Source organism: Agrobacterium bohemicum (assembly GCF_002896715.1).
Classification (GTDB): domain Bacteria; phylum Pseudomonadota; class Alphaproteobacteria; order Rhizobiales; family Rhizobiaceae; genus Agrobacterium; species Agrobacterium bohemicum.
Genome location: NZ_PGEL01000014.1, coordinates 40,175 through 57,101 on the forward strand (window position 1 = coordinate 40,175; position 16,927 = coordinate 57,101).

Consider the following 16,927-nt stretch of genomic DNA (forward strand, 5'->3'; position numbering starts at 1 on the left):
ATGTTTGAAGACATCATTACGCTGCGTATTGTGCGGCTTCTTCATGTGGAATGNAAAGGGTAACGACGGTGCCCTTGCCCACACAGGACCGTATCTTCATCGTGCCGCCATGGAGTTTGACCAGAGAGCGGGAGATGGCAAGTCCCAGTCCAGAGCCGCCCTGGCTTTTGGCATACTGGCTTTGAACCTGTTCAAAGGGCTGGCCGATTTTGTCGATGGCGGCAGAGGGAATGCCGATGCCGGTATCTGCGATGGTCAGCATCAGACCCTTTTCGTGAACGTGTGTGCGAAGCTCCACGCGTCCACCATTGCCGGTAAATTTCACGGCGTTGGACAAAAGGTTGAGCATGATCTGCTTCATCGCTCGCCGGTCGCCGGTCATGTGCATATCCCGGCAAACGCGCTGCTGAATAGCAATGTTCTTCTGCGCGGCCTGGATCGCGGTGAGGCGAAGTGTTTCCTCAACCAGCGGTACCAGATCGACCTTCTCGCGGTTGATCCGCATATGGCCCGCCTCGATCTTCGACATGTCCAGAATATCGTTGATGACGTTAAGCAGATGTTTGCCGCTATCGTGGATATCGCGGGCGTATTCGCTGTATTTAGGTGAGCCGACCGGACCGAACATTTCAGCCAGCAGGATTTCCGAGAACCCGAGAATGGCGTTGAGCGGCGTGCGCAGTTCGTGGCTCATATTGGCGAGGAATTCGGATTTAGCCGTATTGGCGGCCTCGGCACGTTCCTTTTCCGCCTGATAGAGGGCGTTGGCATCGGAAAGCTCGGTCTTCTGTCGCTCCAGCTTGTGGCGGGACGCGGAAAGATCGCCAATCGTTGCCATCAGGCGCTTTTCGGAATCACGAAGACGTTCTTCGTGGCGTTTGAGGAGCGTGATGTTAGTGCCAACAGATACGAGTCCGCCATCGCGGGTGCGGCGGTCGTTGATCTGCAGCCAGCGGGCATCGGCAAGCTGGACTTCCGTGGTGCGCGACAGGCCAGACTGATCCGGATCGGCGACCCGACGCTCGACAACGGGACGGCATGCGGCGGCGTTGACGACNGAGCGCTCCGTTCCAGCAACCAGCACGCTGTCCGGCAGGCCGTAGGCTTGCTGGAAGTGGGCGTTGCACATGACCAGACGGTCGTTCTTGTCCCACAGCACGAAGGCTTCCGATGTGCTTTCGATGGCGTCTGCTAGACGCTGGTCCGCCTCGGCATAACGTTGCGCCAGACGGTGCTGCTCGGTGACGTCCATGGCGATGCCGATGACGCGCGGACCGTTGGAGGTGCGGATGACCTGAGCACGAGCCCGCAGCCAGACATAATGGCCATGGGCGTGGCGCATGCGGAAGATCTGGTCGATCTGGCGAAGGTCCCCGCAGCCTACGGAACGGGCGAGTTCGTAGAGATTGCCGTCCTCGGAATGCATCATGCGGGCGGCATCGCTGAAGGATAGCGGTTCGGTTTTCGGCGGAAGGCCGAGAATTTCGTAAAGCGAGGTGGACCAGAACATGCGCCGGGTGGAGAGATCGAAATCCCAAAGGCCGCAGCGACCGCGCGACAGCGCCGTTTCAACGCGCAAATTCGATTCTACGAAAATCTCGTCAGCGGTGCGGGCGCGCTTCACCTGCATGTAATAGGCATAGAGAATGACGAGCAGGATCGCTGAAATACCGGTGAACAGCGTAACGTTCATCGCAACTTCGCTGCGCCAGAACGAACGGATGGGCTCCAGCGAACGCGCTGCGATGATCATGCCGCCATCGGTTCCCAGTGGCAGCATCGTGGCATAATGCGGGGTGCCTTCGATATCTGTTTCTATGGTGCCGGGTGCATCAGGAAAACGGCGGATGATGGCGATTTCTGGCAGGAGATTGGTCAGAGATGCGCCGGGATAAATCGATGCTCGGCTGCCGATACCACCGAAAATCCTGCCGTTGGCATCAGCGACCAGCAACAGCGTTTCGTTATCGAGGCTGCCTGCGGGGAAGGACGCATTGAGCCGCGCTTCCACAGCTGTCCGGTCCTGCGTCACGAGGAGGTTTTCGCCGCCGGTGAGAGCCGCCTTTGCCGCCAAGGCCGCAAGGGCAGTGGTCTGTCTGGCAGACTCTTCCATGCGGCCCGATTCCGCGACGATGCCAAGGACACGCGAAGCAGCCACCACGATGAGAAATGCGAGAATAAGCACGGGAATCAGCCGCTTGAGCAGCGATTCCAGGTGAGGTAGTTTAAGGCTGTCTCTAGGACCTGTGGCCAACGCCACCAGATTTCCTGAAAACCTCTCGCTCCATGCAGCAATATCACATATTTTGGCAAACGGGCGCTCATCGCCCGCAGTAGCCCGCCGCACGTTCGTCATTGTTCCGCCTTGATTGTCCCTCGGTTAATTCGAAGCAGACGCTCGAATCTGACACCAGTGAATCAAAGCTGATTCGGCTTGTCCAGAGCTGATGGTTAAAAGAATTTTAACCCCTTGAACCGACTCCGTANTTTTTTGGGACAGGTTTGGCAACCTCATCGAAAGTCGCCAAACCCAATAAAGTCAAGCTTTTAAAACGCGCTCGACGATGTCACGAACGTCTGTCGAGAGGGCAGGCGAGCGCTCGATTGTCGTCAGTGCAGCGCGGGCGTGATCGGCCCTGACAGGCTCCAGAGAGCGCCATGAGCGCATGGAGGTCAGGATGCGCGCCGCCAGTTGCGGGTTGCGCTTGTCGATGCTGACGATCTGCTCTGCGAGGAAGCGGTAAGCTTCCCCATCGGCACGGTTGAAGCCGGTTGGATTTCCGAATGCGAAGGTCCCGATGAGCGAGCGAACGCGGTTCGGATTGGTGCCGACGAAATGCTTCGAGCCGGTCAGCGACTTGATGCGGCCAAGTGCGCCTTCGCCGGGAATGGCTGCCTGAATGGAAAGCCATTTGTCCAGCACCAGCGCGTTGTCTGCAAAACGCGCTTCGAACGTTGCCAGTGCTTGTGCAGCCTCGGCCGAGTCCGGGAAGCGCTGCGTCAAAATGCTGAGAGCATGAGCGAGATCGGTCATGTTGCTTGCAGCCGCGAAGGCATCCGCAGCGCGCTTTGGTGTTTCTTCCGCAAAGGAGAGATAGCTCATGGCGATATTGCGCAATGACCGTCGACCAGCGCTTGTCGCATCCGGCGAGTATGCGCCTTTGTCTTCGAAGGCGTCGAACAGTGCGGTCAACGTTTCCACGCCAGCCTTGGCGATTGCTGCCATGGCCGCGTTGCGCGCCTGGTGGATGGCGTCCGGGTCGTTGCTGCTGCCGATTTCGCGGGCGATATCGGACTCACTGGGCAGAGCAAGCACCTGAGCGCGGAATGCTGGCTCAAGCGCGTCGTCACCGATGACTTCGATGAGCGTCGTGATGAAGCCAGCGTCGAACGCCACCGGGGCGTCATTGCGAACGGCGTTCGTTGCCTTGACTAGGTTCGGCATGGCGAGCGTCGTCAGCGCCTGCCAGCGAGAGAACATATCCGTGTCATGACGCGCGATCTGAACCATGTCTTCGGCAGACTGCTCCAGATGCAGATTGATCGGCGCCGNAAAGCCACGATTGAGAGACAGCACCGGCCGCGAAGAAATACCGCTGAAGCTGAATGTCTGGCTGCGCTCCGTCAGATGCAGAACGCCGTTCTTGTACTCGCCACCCTCAACTTTCGAGGGCGCAGCAATCTGGCCGTTATCGAGGATGAGTGCTGTGGACAGCGGGATATAGAGGGCCTGCTTGCTGCTCTGGCCCGGTGTTGCCGGAACGGTCTGCTCCAGCGACAGTGTAAATGTTGAGGATGCAGCATCGTAGCTGGTCGATGCGCTCACCAGCGGTGTGCCCGCCTGAATGTACCAGCGGAAAAACTGGCTGAGATCGCGACCGCTTGCCTCTTCGAAACACTTGACGAAATCTTCGACCGTTGCGGCGTCTCCGTCATGGCGCTCGAAGTAGAGGTCCATGCCCTTGCGGAAGTCGTCTTCACCGAGAATCGTGGCGATCATGCCGGTGATTTCGGCACCCTTCTCATAGACGGTCGTCGTATAAAAGTTGTTGATTTCCCGGTATTTGTCGGGACGTGGTGGATNGGCCAGCGGGCCACCATCTTCCGGGAACTGTTCCGATTTCAGATGACGCACATCGGCAATACGCTTAACCGCGCGCGAGCGCATGTCGGACGAAAATTCCTGATCGCGATAGACCGTGAGGCCTTCCTTCAGGCACAGCTGAAACCAGTCGCGGCATGTGATGCGGTTGCCAGTCCAGTTGTGAAAATATTCATGCGCGATGATGCGTTCGATATTGGCGTAGTCGGCATCGGTTGCGGTCTCAGGGTCTGCCAGAACGTATTTGTCGTTGAAGACGTTGAGACCCTTGTTCTCCATCGCGCCCATGTTGAAATCGGACACCGCGACGATCATGAAGATATCCAGATCGTATTCGCGACCGAAGCGCTCTTCATCCCATTTCATGGAGCGTTTCAGTGCATCCATGGCGTAAGCCGCGCGCGGCTCCTTGCCGTGCTCGACGTAAATCTTTAGCGCGACATCACGGCCGGACATGGTTGTGAAGGTATCTTCGATGAGACCGAGGTCACCTGCGACCAGCGCGAATAGGTAGCTTGGCTTTGGATGCGGATCGAACCAGGCCGCGAAGTGACGGCCCTCATCATAATTGCCGCCACCAAGGAAATTGCCGTTGGACAGCAGGAAGGTATTGCCTTCCTTCGCCGCGACGATGGTGATCGTGTAGGGCGCCAGAACGTCAGGTCTGTCAGGGAAATAGGTAATGCGGCGGAAGCCTTCGGCCTCGCACTGTGTGCAATAGACGCCGTTGGTGCGGTATAGGCCCATCAACTGCGTATTGGCTTCCGGGTTGATGTAATTCGTCACGCAGATTTCAAACGGCGTTTCGGCAGGCAGATCGCGGATGGTGAGACGATCCGGCGTCGCATCGTACTGCGCCGCGGGAATGTCGATCTGGTCCAGCAAAAGGCCAGATAGCATCAACTCGTCGCCATCCAGTACCAGCGGTGCCGACGCATCGACGCCTTCACGCCGATGNAAAATCAATCGTGCTTCGACCTTGGTGTTTTGCGGATCGAGTTCGAAAGTGAGGTCAACTCGTTCGAGAACGAAATCGGTAGGGCGATAATCCGCCAGGTGAACGATCTGGCCCGTGTCTGTTCGCATGACTATTCCTGAATGAACCTTGTCTGCCACATCTCAGGTTTCATGGCACATGTCACCTGAAGCTNAAATTGAATTGGGGTCACGTTCATGTGAGCTTCACGAGACATTCTGTCCTGTGTGTTTTCTTGCCAGACGGTGACTTCATAGAGATCAATGAACGTGTCTCGCATTGGCACATCATTTCATTAAATGTTGAACGATTACTAAAGTTATTGCCGCTGCGAAATTATATTACAGTAAAACGTTCGATTGGTTAGCAATTCTGTTATGAGACTTGGCGGCACGTCACGGCTTCAATCCAAGGCTGGCTCTGATGGTATCTTCATTTTCCGTCTGTTGAACGACCACGCCATACCACCCTAGTCCGTCATAATCCTCGTAACCAATGGTCTTGGCAAAGGCGACGATTGCACCGTTTGAGTCGTAGTAGCTGCCGCGCATCGCACCTGTTTGGTTCTGAAGATCGAAGTGAGTGAAACGCAAGGACGGTTTGCTGCTGGCGATGACCCGCATGTCGCCATCCAGCAGCATGACAACCGTTCGTTCCGCGACCTGCGGCGGCAGGTTCGCCTCTTTTTCGACAATGGCGCGGCCTTGCTCCTGCCAGTCGAAATAGACACCCAATGTTCCCAGCAGTGCACCGTCATTCTTGCCATCCTCTCGGATGCCTGTGGCGTAGACCAGAACGTCGCGATCATCGTGCAGCGGGCTGTTCTTCACCTGATCCACGATATATTCATCACCGCTGCGGCACTGCGATGCTGCGATGAACCAAGGCTCCAGCGTTATGTTACGACCTTGCAGGTTGCGCTGGTATCGAGGATTTGCAGATGCCACCACCGCACCACGAAGGTCGGTCATGACAAGGTCGATATAGACCGTGTAGAAACGGTTGATGGCACCCAGACGCTCTGCCGCAAATGCGGCATCGGCTTTGTCGCGGCTTTGCAAGGCCTGCCAGAGTGACGTATCCGTCGCCCACCAACGAACATCGGCAGTGCGCTCGAACAGGTTGCGCACGATGAGCTGGACGAGTGTCTGTGCGGTATCCGTCAGGCGAACCCCCTCCATTTCCTCCACCAGCGCTTCCGCCATGTCACGGCTGAGGCCGATACGGCTGAGAACCGTGTGCTGAAATGTTGACGATATATCCGACGCAATCTGAGCGAGGCGCTGGACTTCATTGGCGACGACAGAAAAGCCCTTGCCGGCTTCTCCTGCTCTTGCTGCTTCGATCAAGGCATTGATTGCCAACAGCCGGATCTGTTTGACGATATGGCTGTTGTCGGCGCTGAACTGCTTGAGATCGGTGGACATACCATCGGTTACGACCCGCATACTGCGCGGTGTTGCCGACGGAGACGTGTTTTTATCGGCGACCTTTGAAGGCGGATTCATGAGTAACCGTCAATTCTGAATAGAGAAATAAATAAGGTCCAGTCTTGCCTCCCGCCGGATTGCAAATCCGAATTTTGAAGTGACAATATGAGAATATATCGTGATTAATTTTTTATTTCGACGGAGTTACGACACGTTGTCATGCGATTAAGGTCTTGCCGCTTACTAAAAAGGCATTTGCATTTGTTTGCGGCATTTTTTGTAGTTTTTAAAGTCGTTGGATCAAACCGTGGTATTTGCGCATGTTATCGAGCAAAAATATCGGCATCGGGAGGTCGATAGCGAGTTTGTCACCGACTCACGAAGATAATCTGTTATCCACCATCAAACATGCAGGCTGGTGCCGCCGCCTGTGAAATGCAACCGGTTCATCTCTTGAACCTTTGAATGCAAGTTCTCATGAGTGCCGCCGCCTACAACCCCATCCGGGGCATAAGCTTCAAGCTGATATCCGTTGCANTTTTTCTGGTCATGCAGACCTGCATCAAAGCAGCTGGTCCGGATGTGCCAGCGGGTCAAATCACCTTTTTCCGCTCCACCTTCGCCATCGTTCCGATCATCATCTATCTGGCGTGGCTACGCAGTCTGTCCAGTGCTTTCTACACCAAGAACCTGATGGGCCATTTCAAGCGTGGCTTTCTTGGGATCGTGTCNATGATCTGCGGGTTCTATGGCCTGAGCTTGCTGCCGCTGCCGGAATTCATTGCCATCGGCTATGCGTCTCCGCTGATGGCAGTCGTCTTCGCCGCCGTGCTGCTGGGCGAGACGGTGCGCGTCTATCGCTGGTCCGCCGTTCTTATCGGCATGACTGGCGTCTTCATCATCCTATGGCCGAAGCTGACATTGTTGCAGCAGGGCGGCTTTGCTGCGGGTGAGGGGATCGGCGCGCTCGCTGTTTTGCTCGGTGCCGTCCTGGGCGGCCTTGCCATGGTGCAGGTTCGACAGCTTGTCGTGACGGAGAAAACCGCCACGATCGTGCTCTANTTTTCGCTGACGGGCAGCCTGCTTTCGGCGTTCAGCCTGCCGTTCGATTGGGAATGGCTGGATATGAAGCAGACGATACTGCTGATGACCTCCGGTATCGCNGGGGGCATAGCGCAGATTTTATTGACCGAAAGCTATCGCCACGCGGAAGTGTCCACTATTGCACCGTTTGAATATAGCTCGATCCTGTTCGGCATCGGGATTTCCTATGTCCTTTTTGGCGACATTCCGACCGTCACGATGTTGGTGGGCACCGCAATTGTGGTTTCCGCGGGCATATTCATCATCCTCCGGGAGCATCAGCTTGGACTTGCTCGCAAAGCGGCCAGAAAAGCATCCACTCCGCAGGGTTGAACTCGAAAACCGCCGCCAAATATCGTCACCTGTGGCCTAGGTGGATAAAAGNTTTTTATCAAAGTTTTATTCAATTTTTCCCTGAACGTGTTATTCAAGAACTCGGGTAAGGGTAAAATTTGGGTGGCATATCGTGTTTGGGGTAAAACGCGTACGGCCCGTTTGCGCACATCTGTCTGCAATGGACGGATGTTGCACGCAACGGGAAAATAATGTGGTGGCAACCAGTCGCCGACCTGCGAATTTAACATCGTTGTTATCGCAGGAATGGTCATGATGTATTCATATGACGAACTTGTTGCGCATCCCCTGTTACTGGGAGCGATAAGAGCTCTTGCGCGCAATCTCCGCGCTGCCTATCACGACAATCCCCGCATCGCGCGACTGCTTTCGGCACACCAGAAGTGGCTGATGACGCAGGCCGGGATGGCTCTCAACCTTGAATCGGGCTCCTCCGGCTTCACGGTTGCGCAGGTGCGCGATTTGGTGACGCNAAATGGTGTGGCCAGCCGTAACACGGTTCAGAACTATCTTGATCAGCTCGAAATCTATCGCTACATCGAGAAGGTTCCACCTGTTTCCGTCCGCCCGCGACGATACCGGGCGACCGCTGTGAGCGTGCAGTCGATTTTCATGTGGTACGTCGCCAACCTGAACGCACTGGATGGTCTCGATGGCGGAATACGGGCGGCGCAGATGATGGCGCGTCCCGAGCTCCTGACGCTGGCTCAACCGCACGCCGCACGCATGTGTCTTCAAGACAGGAGCTGGGTGGAGCCGCCGGAGCGGGTCGGTCTGTTCCTGTGGACGGAGGCCGGTGCGCTTGTCATGGATGACTTCATCAGCCGTATCGAAGATGCTGACCGTGAGTGCGACCGTATAGACATCGGCTTTGTCGATGCCCGAGCCTTGTCCGCCGAATTCATGATGTCTCGCACCCATCTGCAACGCCTGCTCAACAAGGCAGCCGAGCAGGGAACGATGGGTTGGCACGACGAAAGCCTGCGCAGCGGCATGTGGTTTTCGCGTGATTTTCTTGATGAATATTGCCGATGGCAGGCCATCAAGTTCAAATATGTGAATGATGCATTTGCCGAAGCGCTGGAACCAGGCTGAGACGGATCAATATCAGGCGTTGTCGATCTTGCTCTTCTCCAGCTGGAATTTCGATCCGCGCTTATCGCCACCTTTTGCCGTCCATAGGCTGGCCTTGGCGTTGTACCCGAGACACATCACATCAGCAGGGATGCTGCCGAAGACGCGACTGAAACGCATGGCTCCGATCTTGAGGAGGTAGTAGGGTATCAACTGGTCGATGTGATATNGGGGATTGCGCGCAAGCACCGATAGGAGCGATGACGCAAACCGTCTTGAAAAGACCCGGACATCCGCTGAGTTTTTAAAATAGACGGTGTTGGCGAGAATTTTGTGCCAGGATTTGCGCGCATGCGGCCGAAAAACGAATGCGCCATCGGTTTTGAGAGCCACAAGTTTTTCCCACGGGGAGGTTCTGGCAATCGTATCGACGTCAAGAATAAGCAGACGTCCGACGTGCAGATGCAAAAGCTGATCCGCGACGATGAAACGACAACAATTATAGTAGATATTGACCTTCCTGGGTAAATCGAGGCCAATCATGACATCCACGCTGAAGCTTATGGCGAGATTTCCAAGGCTGGATCTGAGATTTTCTATTTGAAGGAGAACATCCGCCGTTGGGCGAATAAGGTGGAGGTGGACATGAAATGTACCGTCAACCATCGACAGCGACTTCAGGAAAGAGACGGCATAGTCCCAGAAATAGACTTCATCGCATGCGACAAGAATAAGGTCTTTGTCTTTGATGTCGTACGGAATATCCATTGTTATGGATGAAGCATGCCGCGAAAGGCAGTCCGCTTTAAAGCTTGGCGATAACGAAGCGCGCAGGCAATCCAGCAGGATTATACCTCTCCACTTGATGCTATGGCGTTTTATTTTTATGGGGCCAGCTTTTTGGCAGTCCATATCTATTGTCATGAACGCACCACGCAATCAAAGCTTACTTGAAGCCCGTCAAATTATTCTGTGCCGCAATATAGAGTGATGGGTGCNAAATCAAGAGCAACTGGAAATCGCGCATGTTATGCCGTATCTGGANTTTTGCTAATTTGGAATATGAAAACGCAAAAGCGCCTCTCCATCGGAAAGGCGCTGCAAAGCGTCGGATTAGAAATGTCTTCGTACCGGAGGCAGAAGGGTATTTTTATCAGCGCTCGCGAAAATCCGCGAAGACTGCCGAAGGACGGGTCGTGCGAACCTGCTGTGCAGACGCGCGAGCAGTCAACTGTTCGTTGGTTCCACCGAAGCGGTGGTAGCCATCTGTGGAGCGCGGGCCAAGGCCTGCGAGCCGAAGTGTTTCGAAGCCGGAGTGAACCGGACGGAAGCGAGTGGTCATTGCCTTGGTTCCTTAAACCGTTTCCTCCCAAGACGAGATGACTTATTGCAGCGCAGCAAAGATTCGGCAAGAAACGCAAACGCCCCGCTGTTATGCGTCATTTGCATGGCTANTTTCATAAATGATTCATATTGATCNAAAAGGAAGCATTTACAGTTTTTGGATATGCGCCTGAAAGGCCAATAAATCCTGCCAGGCCAAAGGTTTACTGGCTGGTGCATTCAAAAGTTCCTGCGGGTGCAACGTCGCAATTGCAGGCACAATTCCGTGCCCACATGCGACATCACGCCACTGTCCACGCAGCGTATGGATGGTTCCGGTGCCGCTAAAGAAAAAACGGGCGGTGAAGTTGCCTAAAAGCAACAGTGCTTTTGGCTCCGCGAGCGCCACCTGACGCTCGATGAAGGGGCGGCAAATTTCCATTTCCGGTCCCGAGGGCGAACGGTTGCCGGGCGGGCGCCATGGCACGACATTGGTCAGCAATAGATTGGCGCGATCCAGCCCGATCGCGGCGAGCATCCGATCCAGCAGCAGGCCTGTTTTGCCGAGGAAAGGTTGGCCTTCGCGGTCGTCATCCGCGTCCGGCATGGGGCCAATGACCATAATCCCGGAAGAGGGGTCGCCCTCTGCAAAGATCGTGTTGCGGGCGCTGTTCTTCAGATTGCAGCCGTTGAAGCTTTCCAGTGCGGACTTGAGCTCGGGTAGCGAGCGGGCGCTTTCCGCAGCGAAACGGGCTGCCGCAATAGCCTGTTCGTCCGGCATTGCAACATTGGTCTGGATAGGCGGCGCAGCCTGTGGCCTTGTCTGAGGCGCAGACTTGACCGCCCGTGGAGGGTTGTTCTGTGGAACATCGATTTGCTGGGTAGGTGCTTCCCTTTGCGGCGCACGGCTCTGGCGGCTGGCGGAAAACTCCGCAAAGCGATCGATGGCTGTGTCTTCCAGCAACCAGTCCACACCCGCATCTGCATGAAAATGCAAAAGCGCCGCCAGTTCTGCGGGGGAAAGGTCTTGGGCCGAGATCATGGGCGTAGAATTACCCTATGTGCCGACCTCGCGAAACCCCGTAAATCACGCTGTCCAGCGCGGAATGTCGCCGCTTTCGCCGATCATGGCCAGACCATGGGCGATGGAGAGCAGTTCACCGCCGCTTTCGATTTTATCGGCGTCGAAACGGCGTGTAAAAAGCTGGCGCACGGCCGGCACGAAAGACGTGCCGCCGGTAAGGAACACCTTGTCTATGGCGTCTGGCGCCGTCTGCGTCTTTTCCAGAACCTCATCCAGTGCACCTTCGATCTTGGCGAGGTCATCGCTGATCCATCGGTCGAAATCCGCGCGCTTGACGATTTTGCGACCGGCCTTGCCAAGCGGTGAGAAATTGAACTCGGCCTCCTCGTTTGCAGACAGCGCCATCTTGGTGGCGGAAATGGCCTGGTAGAGCGGGTAGCCCTCATCATGTTCGACCAGATCGATGAACATTTCCAGCTTCTCAGGCTCCAGCGCCGAGCGCACCAGAGATTTAAGATCGGCAAATTCCTTGGTCGTCTTGAAGATGGACAGCTGGTTCCAGCGCCCGAAATTGACATAGTAACCGCCGGGTACATCCAGGATTTTGTCAAAACTCTTGAACTTGCTGCCTTTGCCGATTTCCGGCGAAACCAGATTGTCGATCATGCGGAAGTCGAAGTGGTCGCCCGCGACGCCGACGCCGGAATGGCCGATGGGGGTCGCCGAAAGCTTGCCCGCGTGGGNTTCGAAACGGATGAGCGAATAGTCGGTGGTGCCGCCGCCGAAATCGGCCACCAGAACATTGGCGTCCTTCTTCAGGCTCTGCGCGAAGTAATAGGCGGCTGCGACCGGCTCGTAGACATAATGGATTTCGGGAAAGCCTGCGCGTGTCAACGCATCATTGTAACGCGCAATCGCCAAAGCCTCATCCGGATTGCCGCCAGCAAAGCGCACCGGACGACCGGCGATGACGGTGGAGATATCCTCCGGCCATTCCTCGCCCGCATAGGTCTTAAGCTTGCGCAGAAAAACCTCCATCAGGTCTTCGAAGCTCTGGCGCTTGGCATAGACAAGCGTACCCTGAAACAGGGATGAGGCGGCAAAGGTCTTGATCGATTGCAGAAAGCGGCAATCACCGGGATTGTCGATGAACTGGCGAATGGCGGCATGGCCTGCTTCCACCTGAAGGGCCGCCGCGCCGAATGTTCCGCTTTTCATGAAAGACAGCGCGGTGCGCATGCTATCTGTGGTTCCGGCGCTGCTGGTAAAGCGCATGGAATGGCTGGTGTTGTTGCTGTCGGACAGTGCCATGACCGTGTTGGTCGTGCCGAAATCAAGGCCGAGTGTTCTTGCCATAACGATGTTCCTTGGTTTTGACGACAGGTCGAAAAGGGCCGAGGCGTGCTCAGGCCCTCCAGTCTGGATGTCCCGCGACATCGGTGATTTTGAGGAGGGCGCGTCATTGCATGATGGCCTGCGAATGGCAAGTCGAAGCGATCAGTTTTTTGGCATTTATGGGACGCGGTTTTGACGTGCCTCTTCCTTTAACCAAGCCGAAAACGTGGCCATGGCGGGCGTCACGGCGCGTGATTTGAGGCGCGTCAGCCAGTAGCATCCCTTGGAAACGTAGACCGGGAATGGCTGTTCCAATGCGCCGGAGGACAGTTGCCGGCTGAACATCAATGGTGGGGCAAGGGCCACGCCCAAGCCCTGCAAGGCAGCCTCGATCATCAACACGGACGAATCGAACACGATGCCGCGTATTTTCGGCGGCGCGACCCCGGCAGCGTCGAACCATTCCGACCATTCGTCTGCGCGGTACGAGCGTAGGAGCGGTTGGCTGGCCACATCCTGCGGCGCGGCAAGCTGGCGCGCAATTTCGGGAATGCAGAGCGCGGAGTGTGGCGCTTCGAGCAGTTCTTCGGCTTCGATATCGTGCCATGCGCCGTTGCCGAAACGAATGGCGTAATCCAGCCCTTCCGCAGCGATATCGACGCGGTTGTTGTTGGTGGAAAGCCTGATGTCGATGAAGGGATAGTGTGCCTGAAACGCTTCCAGCCTCGGTAAAAGCCAGCCGACCGCAAAGGTGCCGACGGCGCCGACCGTCAGCACATCGCGCAAATGCCCGTCTTCGAAGCGTTGGAGAATGTCGGCCATGCGATCAAACGAGTCGCGCAGCGTTGGCNAAAGGGTAAGCCCGTCTTCGGTTATCATCAGACCGCGCGGCAGACGCCGGAACAGTTCCACGCCAAGCTTCTGTTCCAGAAGTTTGACCTGATGGCTGATGGCAGTTTGCGTGACGCACAGTTCAATGGCGGCACGGGTGAAGCTGAGATGCCGCGCTGCGGCTTCGAATGCACGCAAAGCATTAAGCGGAAGATGCGGACGTACCATGATATGACCAACTTAAATTCATGCCTGAAGCCAGATATCATCATTTGCCGCTGCGCAACAGGCCGGACTACAAAGACGACACCACAGCCAGAGGAAGAGTGTCCATGACGATCAAGCGGCGTATAGGTTTCGTTTTTTGTTCAGTTTTTACAATCAGTTGGTTGAGCGCGTTCAGCGCCCATGCAGCGGAGCAGCTACAATGCACGGTTATTCTGGACGCNAAAACCGGTGAAGCACTTCACCGCGAAGGCACCTGCGACCAAGCTTTTGCGCCTCAATCCAGTTTCAAGTTGCCTCTTGCCATCATGGGCTATGATGCAGGCATTCTGGTAGATGCAACAACGCCGCGCTGGGATTACCAGGCTGAATGGAAAAAGCCAAAGCGTGAGCAGAAGTCTGTCGACCCGACCATTTGGGAAAAGGACTCCATCGTCTGGTACTCCCAGCAACTCACCCGCAAGCTGGGTGAAAAGAAATTTTCCGATTACGTGCGCCGCTTCGAATATGGCAATGCTGACGTCAAAGGCGTCAAGGGCCGCACGGATGGGCTGACCGAATCCTGGTTGATGTCTTCATTGNAAATCTCACCCGACGGCCAGGTGGATTTTCTGCGTCGTTTCCTGAACGGAAAGCTGCCGGTATCCAAGGCTGCCTATGACAAGACCATCGCCATTATTCCGGCATTCGACACCTCAGATGACTGGGAAATCCATGGTAAAACCGGCTCGGGCCGCATGCGGACCAAGGCGGGCAAGTACGATGGCGATGCATGGCTCGGCTGGTTCGTCGGTTGGGCCGACAAAGGTGACAGACGTGTCGTTTTCGCGACCTTGAATATCAAGGATTGGAAAAGCGATGAGCCGATCAGCTTCGCCACGCGGGACAAACTGATCGCCGACCTGCCGAAGCTGGTAAGGTAAACCTACCGAACGAAACGTCGGGCGGCGAACATCAAGGCCAGTCCGACGATGGCCACCAGCGCGCCCCGCAGCATCCACGGACTTTGATTGATCATGAAACTTGACGCAGGGTAGGGGAAGTAACCGCTGCCCTGACCAATCCATACCAGACCGATCAGCGCAAGAAGCACGCCAAGCACGGTCAGGGAAATCCGAAGTATCTGCATGATGCGCCTCAATGAAAGAAAACCTCTCTGGAGCTTATCCCGAAGAGGTTTCAATAGCCACGCGTTTCAGCTGTCTTGATATGGCATCAGACTGCGCACACAAATCACCTGACGAGTTCGCGGGTCTCGGATTTCAAAGTGTTCAACCGTTCGCGCATCGTTTCCTGCACAAAGGTTCCAACATCGTCCATGGACATGCCGTGATCGACAAGATCCAGCACGAGGTTGGCGATATCGGCACGTGCTCCGTCGCTTACGCCCGGCAAGTTCAGCGCGCCGGCATGCTGGTCCATGAATGGCGCGCGGCGATAAAATCCGGCTCCAAAAATGTGCAGCCACATACGCTCCAGAATATAACCGTTCGCGGCAGCCGCGCCGACGGCGAAGTCGTAGATCAGGTCCTTGGATTCCGCCGGAAGCTTCGCAACGTGGTCATTGCGCACGGCAAAGATTGCGCCATAGGAGAAGATGCCGACAGTATGACGTGCAGCCTGATCGGCGAGAGCATCCAGCTTCCATTTTCGCAGGACGTGCGCGGCGATGTTTCCCGTGTTGGGTGAGATGCCTTCAAGCGTCTTGNAAACAAGTCCCATATTCCACGCGCCGACATCGACAAATTCAAGGGCGACCCAATCCATCAGGGAGAATGGTTCCGGGCGAACGCGCAGGTGGAGCGGGAAATATTCCTGATAACGCGAAAGACCTGCCGCCGGGGGAATGTTCTTGTCGACAAGCCATTGCCAGGACAATGCCTGGACATCGTCCCANTTGCGCCAGTTTTTCNAAAGATCGATAAAATCAGGGCTATGCGTAAGTGGGTCGCCCTGGGCGAACACGGTAAAATACCGATCGTCCGTTGCACGGGTTCTCATGTGGTGAATATAGGTCTCAGATTCACGACCGACATTGGGGCGGGCCACGATTTCATCGGCGCGGGAAAGCACCTCCGGCGAAGTGATCTCCTGACCCTTATTATAAATAATGACTTTGAAATCGGCAGGGATATCGGCGATCCACTCGAGAGGTTCGCTGTATCTCGCTAGAACGATAGTATGCATGATGCCCTCTGATCAATATTAGAGCCATCGCGATTTCAGGCTCTATATACATAAGAGGTATTCATCTAAGCTTGTGTGGACGTTGTGAAGCCAAGTCGTCGGGTGCGCATGACTCCATGAAGCGAAGTAAAGCCGAGCCGCCCGAACCTGGGTGCGGGCGGGCCTTTCATCCGGTCTGTGTCAGATGGATTTCGATGCGCCGCCATCCACCCGCAGCATTGTGCCGGTGATGTAGCTGGCCGGTTCCGAGCACAGAAAGGCACCGGCGGCAGCAAATTCCTCGACCTTGCCCAAGCGTCCGGCAGGGATGGTCTTGACTGATGCCTCGCGCACCTCTTTCACCGTTTTGCCGAGCCGCTTGGCGTTTGCGCCGTCCAGTTCATCGATACGGTCGGTGTGGATGCGTCCCGGAAGCAGGAGGTTGGCGGTGATACCGGAACCGGCGACTTCCGTTGCCAGTGTCTTGTTCCAGCCCACCAGCGCGCCGCGCAAGGTGTTGGACAAGGCAAGGTTTGGAATGGGTTCGAATACGCCGGAAGATGCGACCGTCAGAATGCGGCCCCAACCTTGTTCTTTCATCTGTGGCAGCAGTGCCCCTGTCAGCGTGATGACACGCAGGACCATGGATTGAAAGAAGGTTTCCAGCTTGTCGATGGTGATTTCCTGCGCGGTGCCGGGCGTAGGGCCGCCGGTATTGTTGACCAGAATATCGATGCCGCCGAGCTTTTCCTTGACCGCTGCTACCATCGACGTCACGAAATCCGCTTCGGAAAGATCGCCTCGGACCCAGTCTGCCTTACCCTTGCCGAGTGCGTTGATGGCTTCGACATTCGCAGCCAGCTTTTCCTCGCTGCGCCCGACGAGCAGCACATGCGCCCCCTCGTTGGCCAGTGCCGTTGCAATGCCAAGACCAAGGCCACGAGACGATGCCAGAACGAGGGCGCGTTTGCCGGAAATGCCGAAATCCATTGGGTATCCTCCTG

Annotated in this window: 11 protein-coding genes; 2 read left to right on the forward strand and 9 right to left on the reverse strand. The window is 55.9% G+C overall.

The window, feature by feature from the left end; all coding sequences use genetic code 11:
- Nucleotides 1-16: 16 nt before the first annotated feature.
- The 3 genes from CUC55_RS00875 to CUC55_RS00885 all read right to left on the reverse strand — a co-directional run bounded on the left by CUC55_RS00875 (nt 17) and on the right by CUC55_RS00885 (nt 6,586).
- A complete protein-coding gene (locus CUC55_RS00875) occupies nt 17-2,356 on the reverse strand; it encodes a PAS domain-containing sensor histidine kinase (protein ID WP_103086699.1) in 2,340 nt (779 codons plus the stop codon).
- A gap of 183 nt (nt 2,357-2,539) precedes the next feature.
- On the reverse strand, nt 2,540-5,188 hold the full coding sequence (gene pepN / locus CUC55_RS00880; protein WP_103086700.1) for an aminopeptidase N: 2,649 nt from the start codon (nt 5,186-5,188) through the stop codon (nt 2,540-2,542).
- A 285-nt stretch (nt 5,189-5,473) separates the two neighbouring features.
- Entirely contained in the window at nt 5,474-6,586 is a 1,113-nt protein-coding gene (locus tag CUC55_RS00885; RefSeq protein WP_067653726.1) for a methyl-accepting chemotaxis protein, read from the reverse strand.
- A 399-nt stretch (nt 6,587-6,985) separates the two neighbouring features.
- Here CUC55_RS00885 and CUC55_RS00890 point away from each other — a divergent pair, with 399 nt between their 5' ends.
- Complete coding sequence (locus CUC55_RS00890) at nt 6,986-7,924, forward strand: DMT family transporter (RefSeq protein WP_103086729.1); 939 nt, start codon at nt 6,986-6,988, stop codon at nt 7,922-7,924.
- A gap of 2,248 nt (nt 7,925-10,172) precedes the next feature.
- Here CUC55_RS00890 and CUC55_RS00905 read toward each other — a convergent pair.
- The 4 genes from CUC55_RS00905 to CUC55_RS00920 all read right to left on the reverse strand — a co-directional run bounded on the left by CUC55_RS00905 (nt 10,173) and on the right by CUC55_RS00920 (nt 13,760).
- Nucleotides 10,173-10,361: a hypothetical protein gene (locus CUC55_RS00905; protein WP_067653722.1), complete on the reverse strand. Its 189-nt coding sequence runs from the start codon at nt 10,359-10,361 to the stop codon at nt 10,173-10,175.
- Nucleotides 10,362-10,511: 150 nt separating this feature from the next.
- Nucleotides 10,512-11,384 (reverse strand): uracil-DNA glycosylase, encoded by an 873-nt coding sequence (locus CUC55_RS00910; protein WP_067653720.1) that lies wholly within the window; start codon nt 11,382-11,384, stop codon nt 10,512-10,514.
- 45 nt (nt 11,385-11,429) lie between these two features.
- Nucleotides 11,430-12,722 carry an Hsp70 family protein gene (locus tag CUC55_RS00915; protein ID WP_170063794.1) on the reverse strand — a complete coding sequence of 431 codons (1,293 nt, stop codon included), beginning with the start codon at nt 12,720-12,722 and terminating at the stop codon, nt 11,430-11,432.
- Nucleotides 12,723-12,878: 156 nt separating this feature from the next.
- Complete coding sequence (locus tag CUC55_RS00920; RefSeq protein ID WP_103086702.1) at nt 12,879-13,760, reverse strand: LysR family transcriptional regulator; 882 nt, start codon at nt 13,758-13,760, stop codon at nt 12,879-12,881.
- Between the two features lie 104 nt (nt 13,761-13,864).
- Between CUC55_RS00920 and blaOXA the strand changes: the two genes are divergently transcribed.
- On the forward strand, nt 13,865-14,680 hold the full coding sequence (gene blaOXA / locus CUC55_RS00925) for a class D beta-lactamase (protein ID WP_103086703.1): 816 nt from the start codon (nt 13,865-13,867) through the stop codon (nt 14,678-14,680).
- A 2-nt stretch (nt 14,681-14,682) separates the two neighbouring features.
- Here the strand turns inward: blaOXA and CUC55_RS00930 are convergent, their stop codons facing one another.
- Together CUC55_RS00930 and CUC55_RS00940 are read right to left on the reverse strand one after the other, a co-directional pair.
- A complete protein-coding gene (locus CUC55_RS00930; protein ID WP_067653712.1) occupies nt 14,683-14,886 on the reverse strand; it encodes a hypothetical protein in 204 nt (67 codons plus the stop codon).
- Between the two features lie 1,238 nt (nt 14,887-16,124).
- Complete coding sequence (locus CUC55_RS00940) at nt 16,125-16,913, reverse strand: SDR family oxidoreductase (protein WP_067653708.1); 789 nt, start codon at nt 16,911-16,913, stop codon at nt 16,125-16,127.
- Between the last annotated feature and the right edge of the window lie 14 nt (nt 16,914-16,927).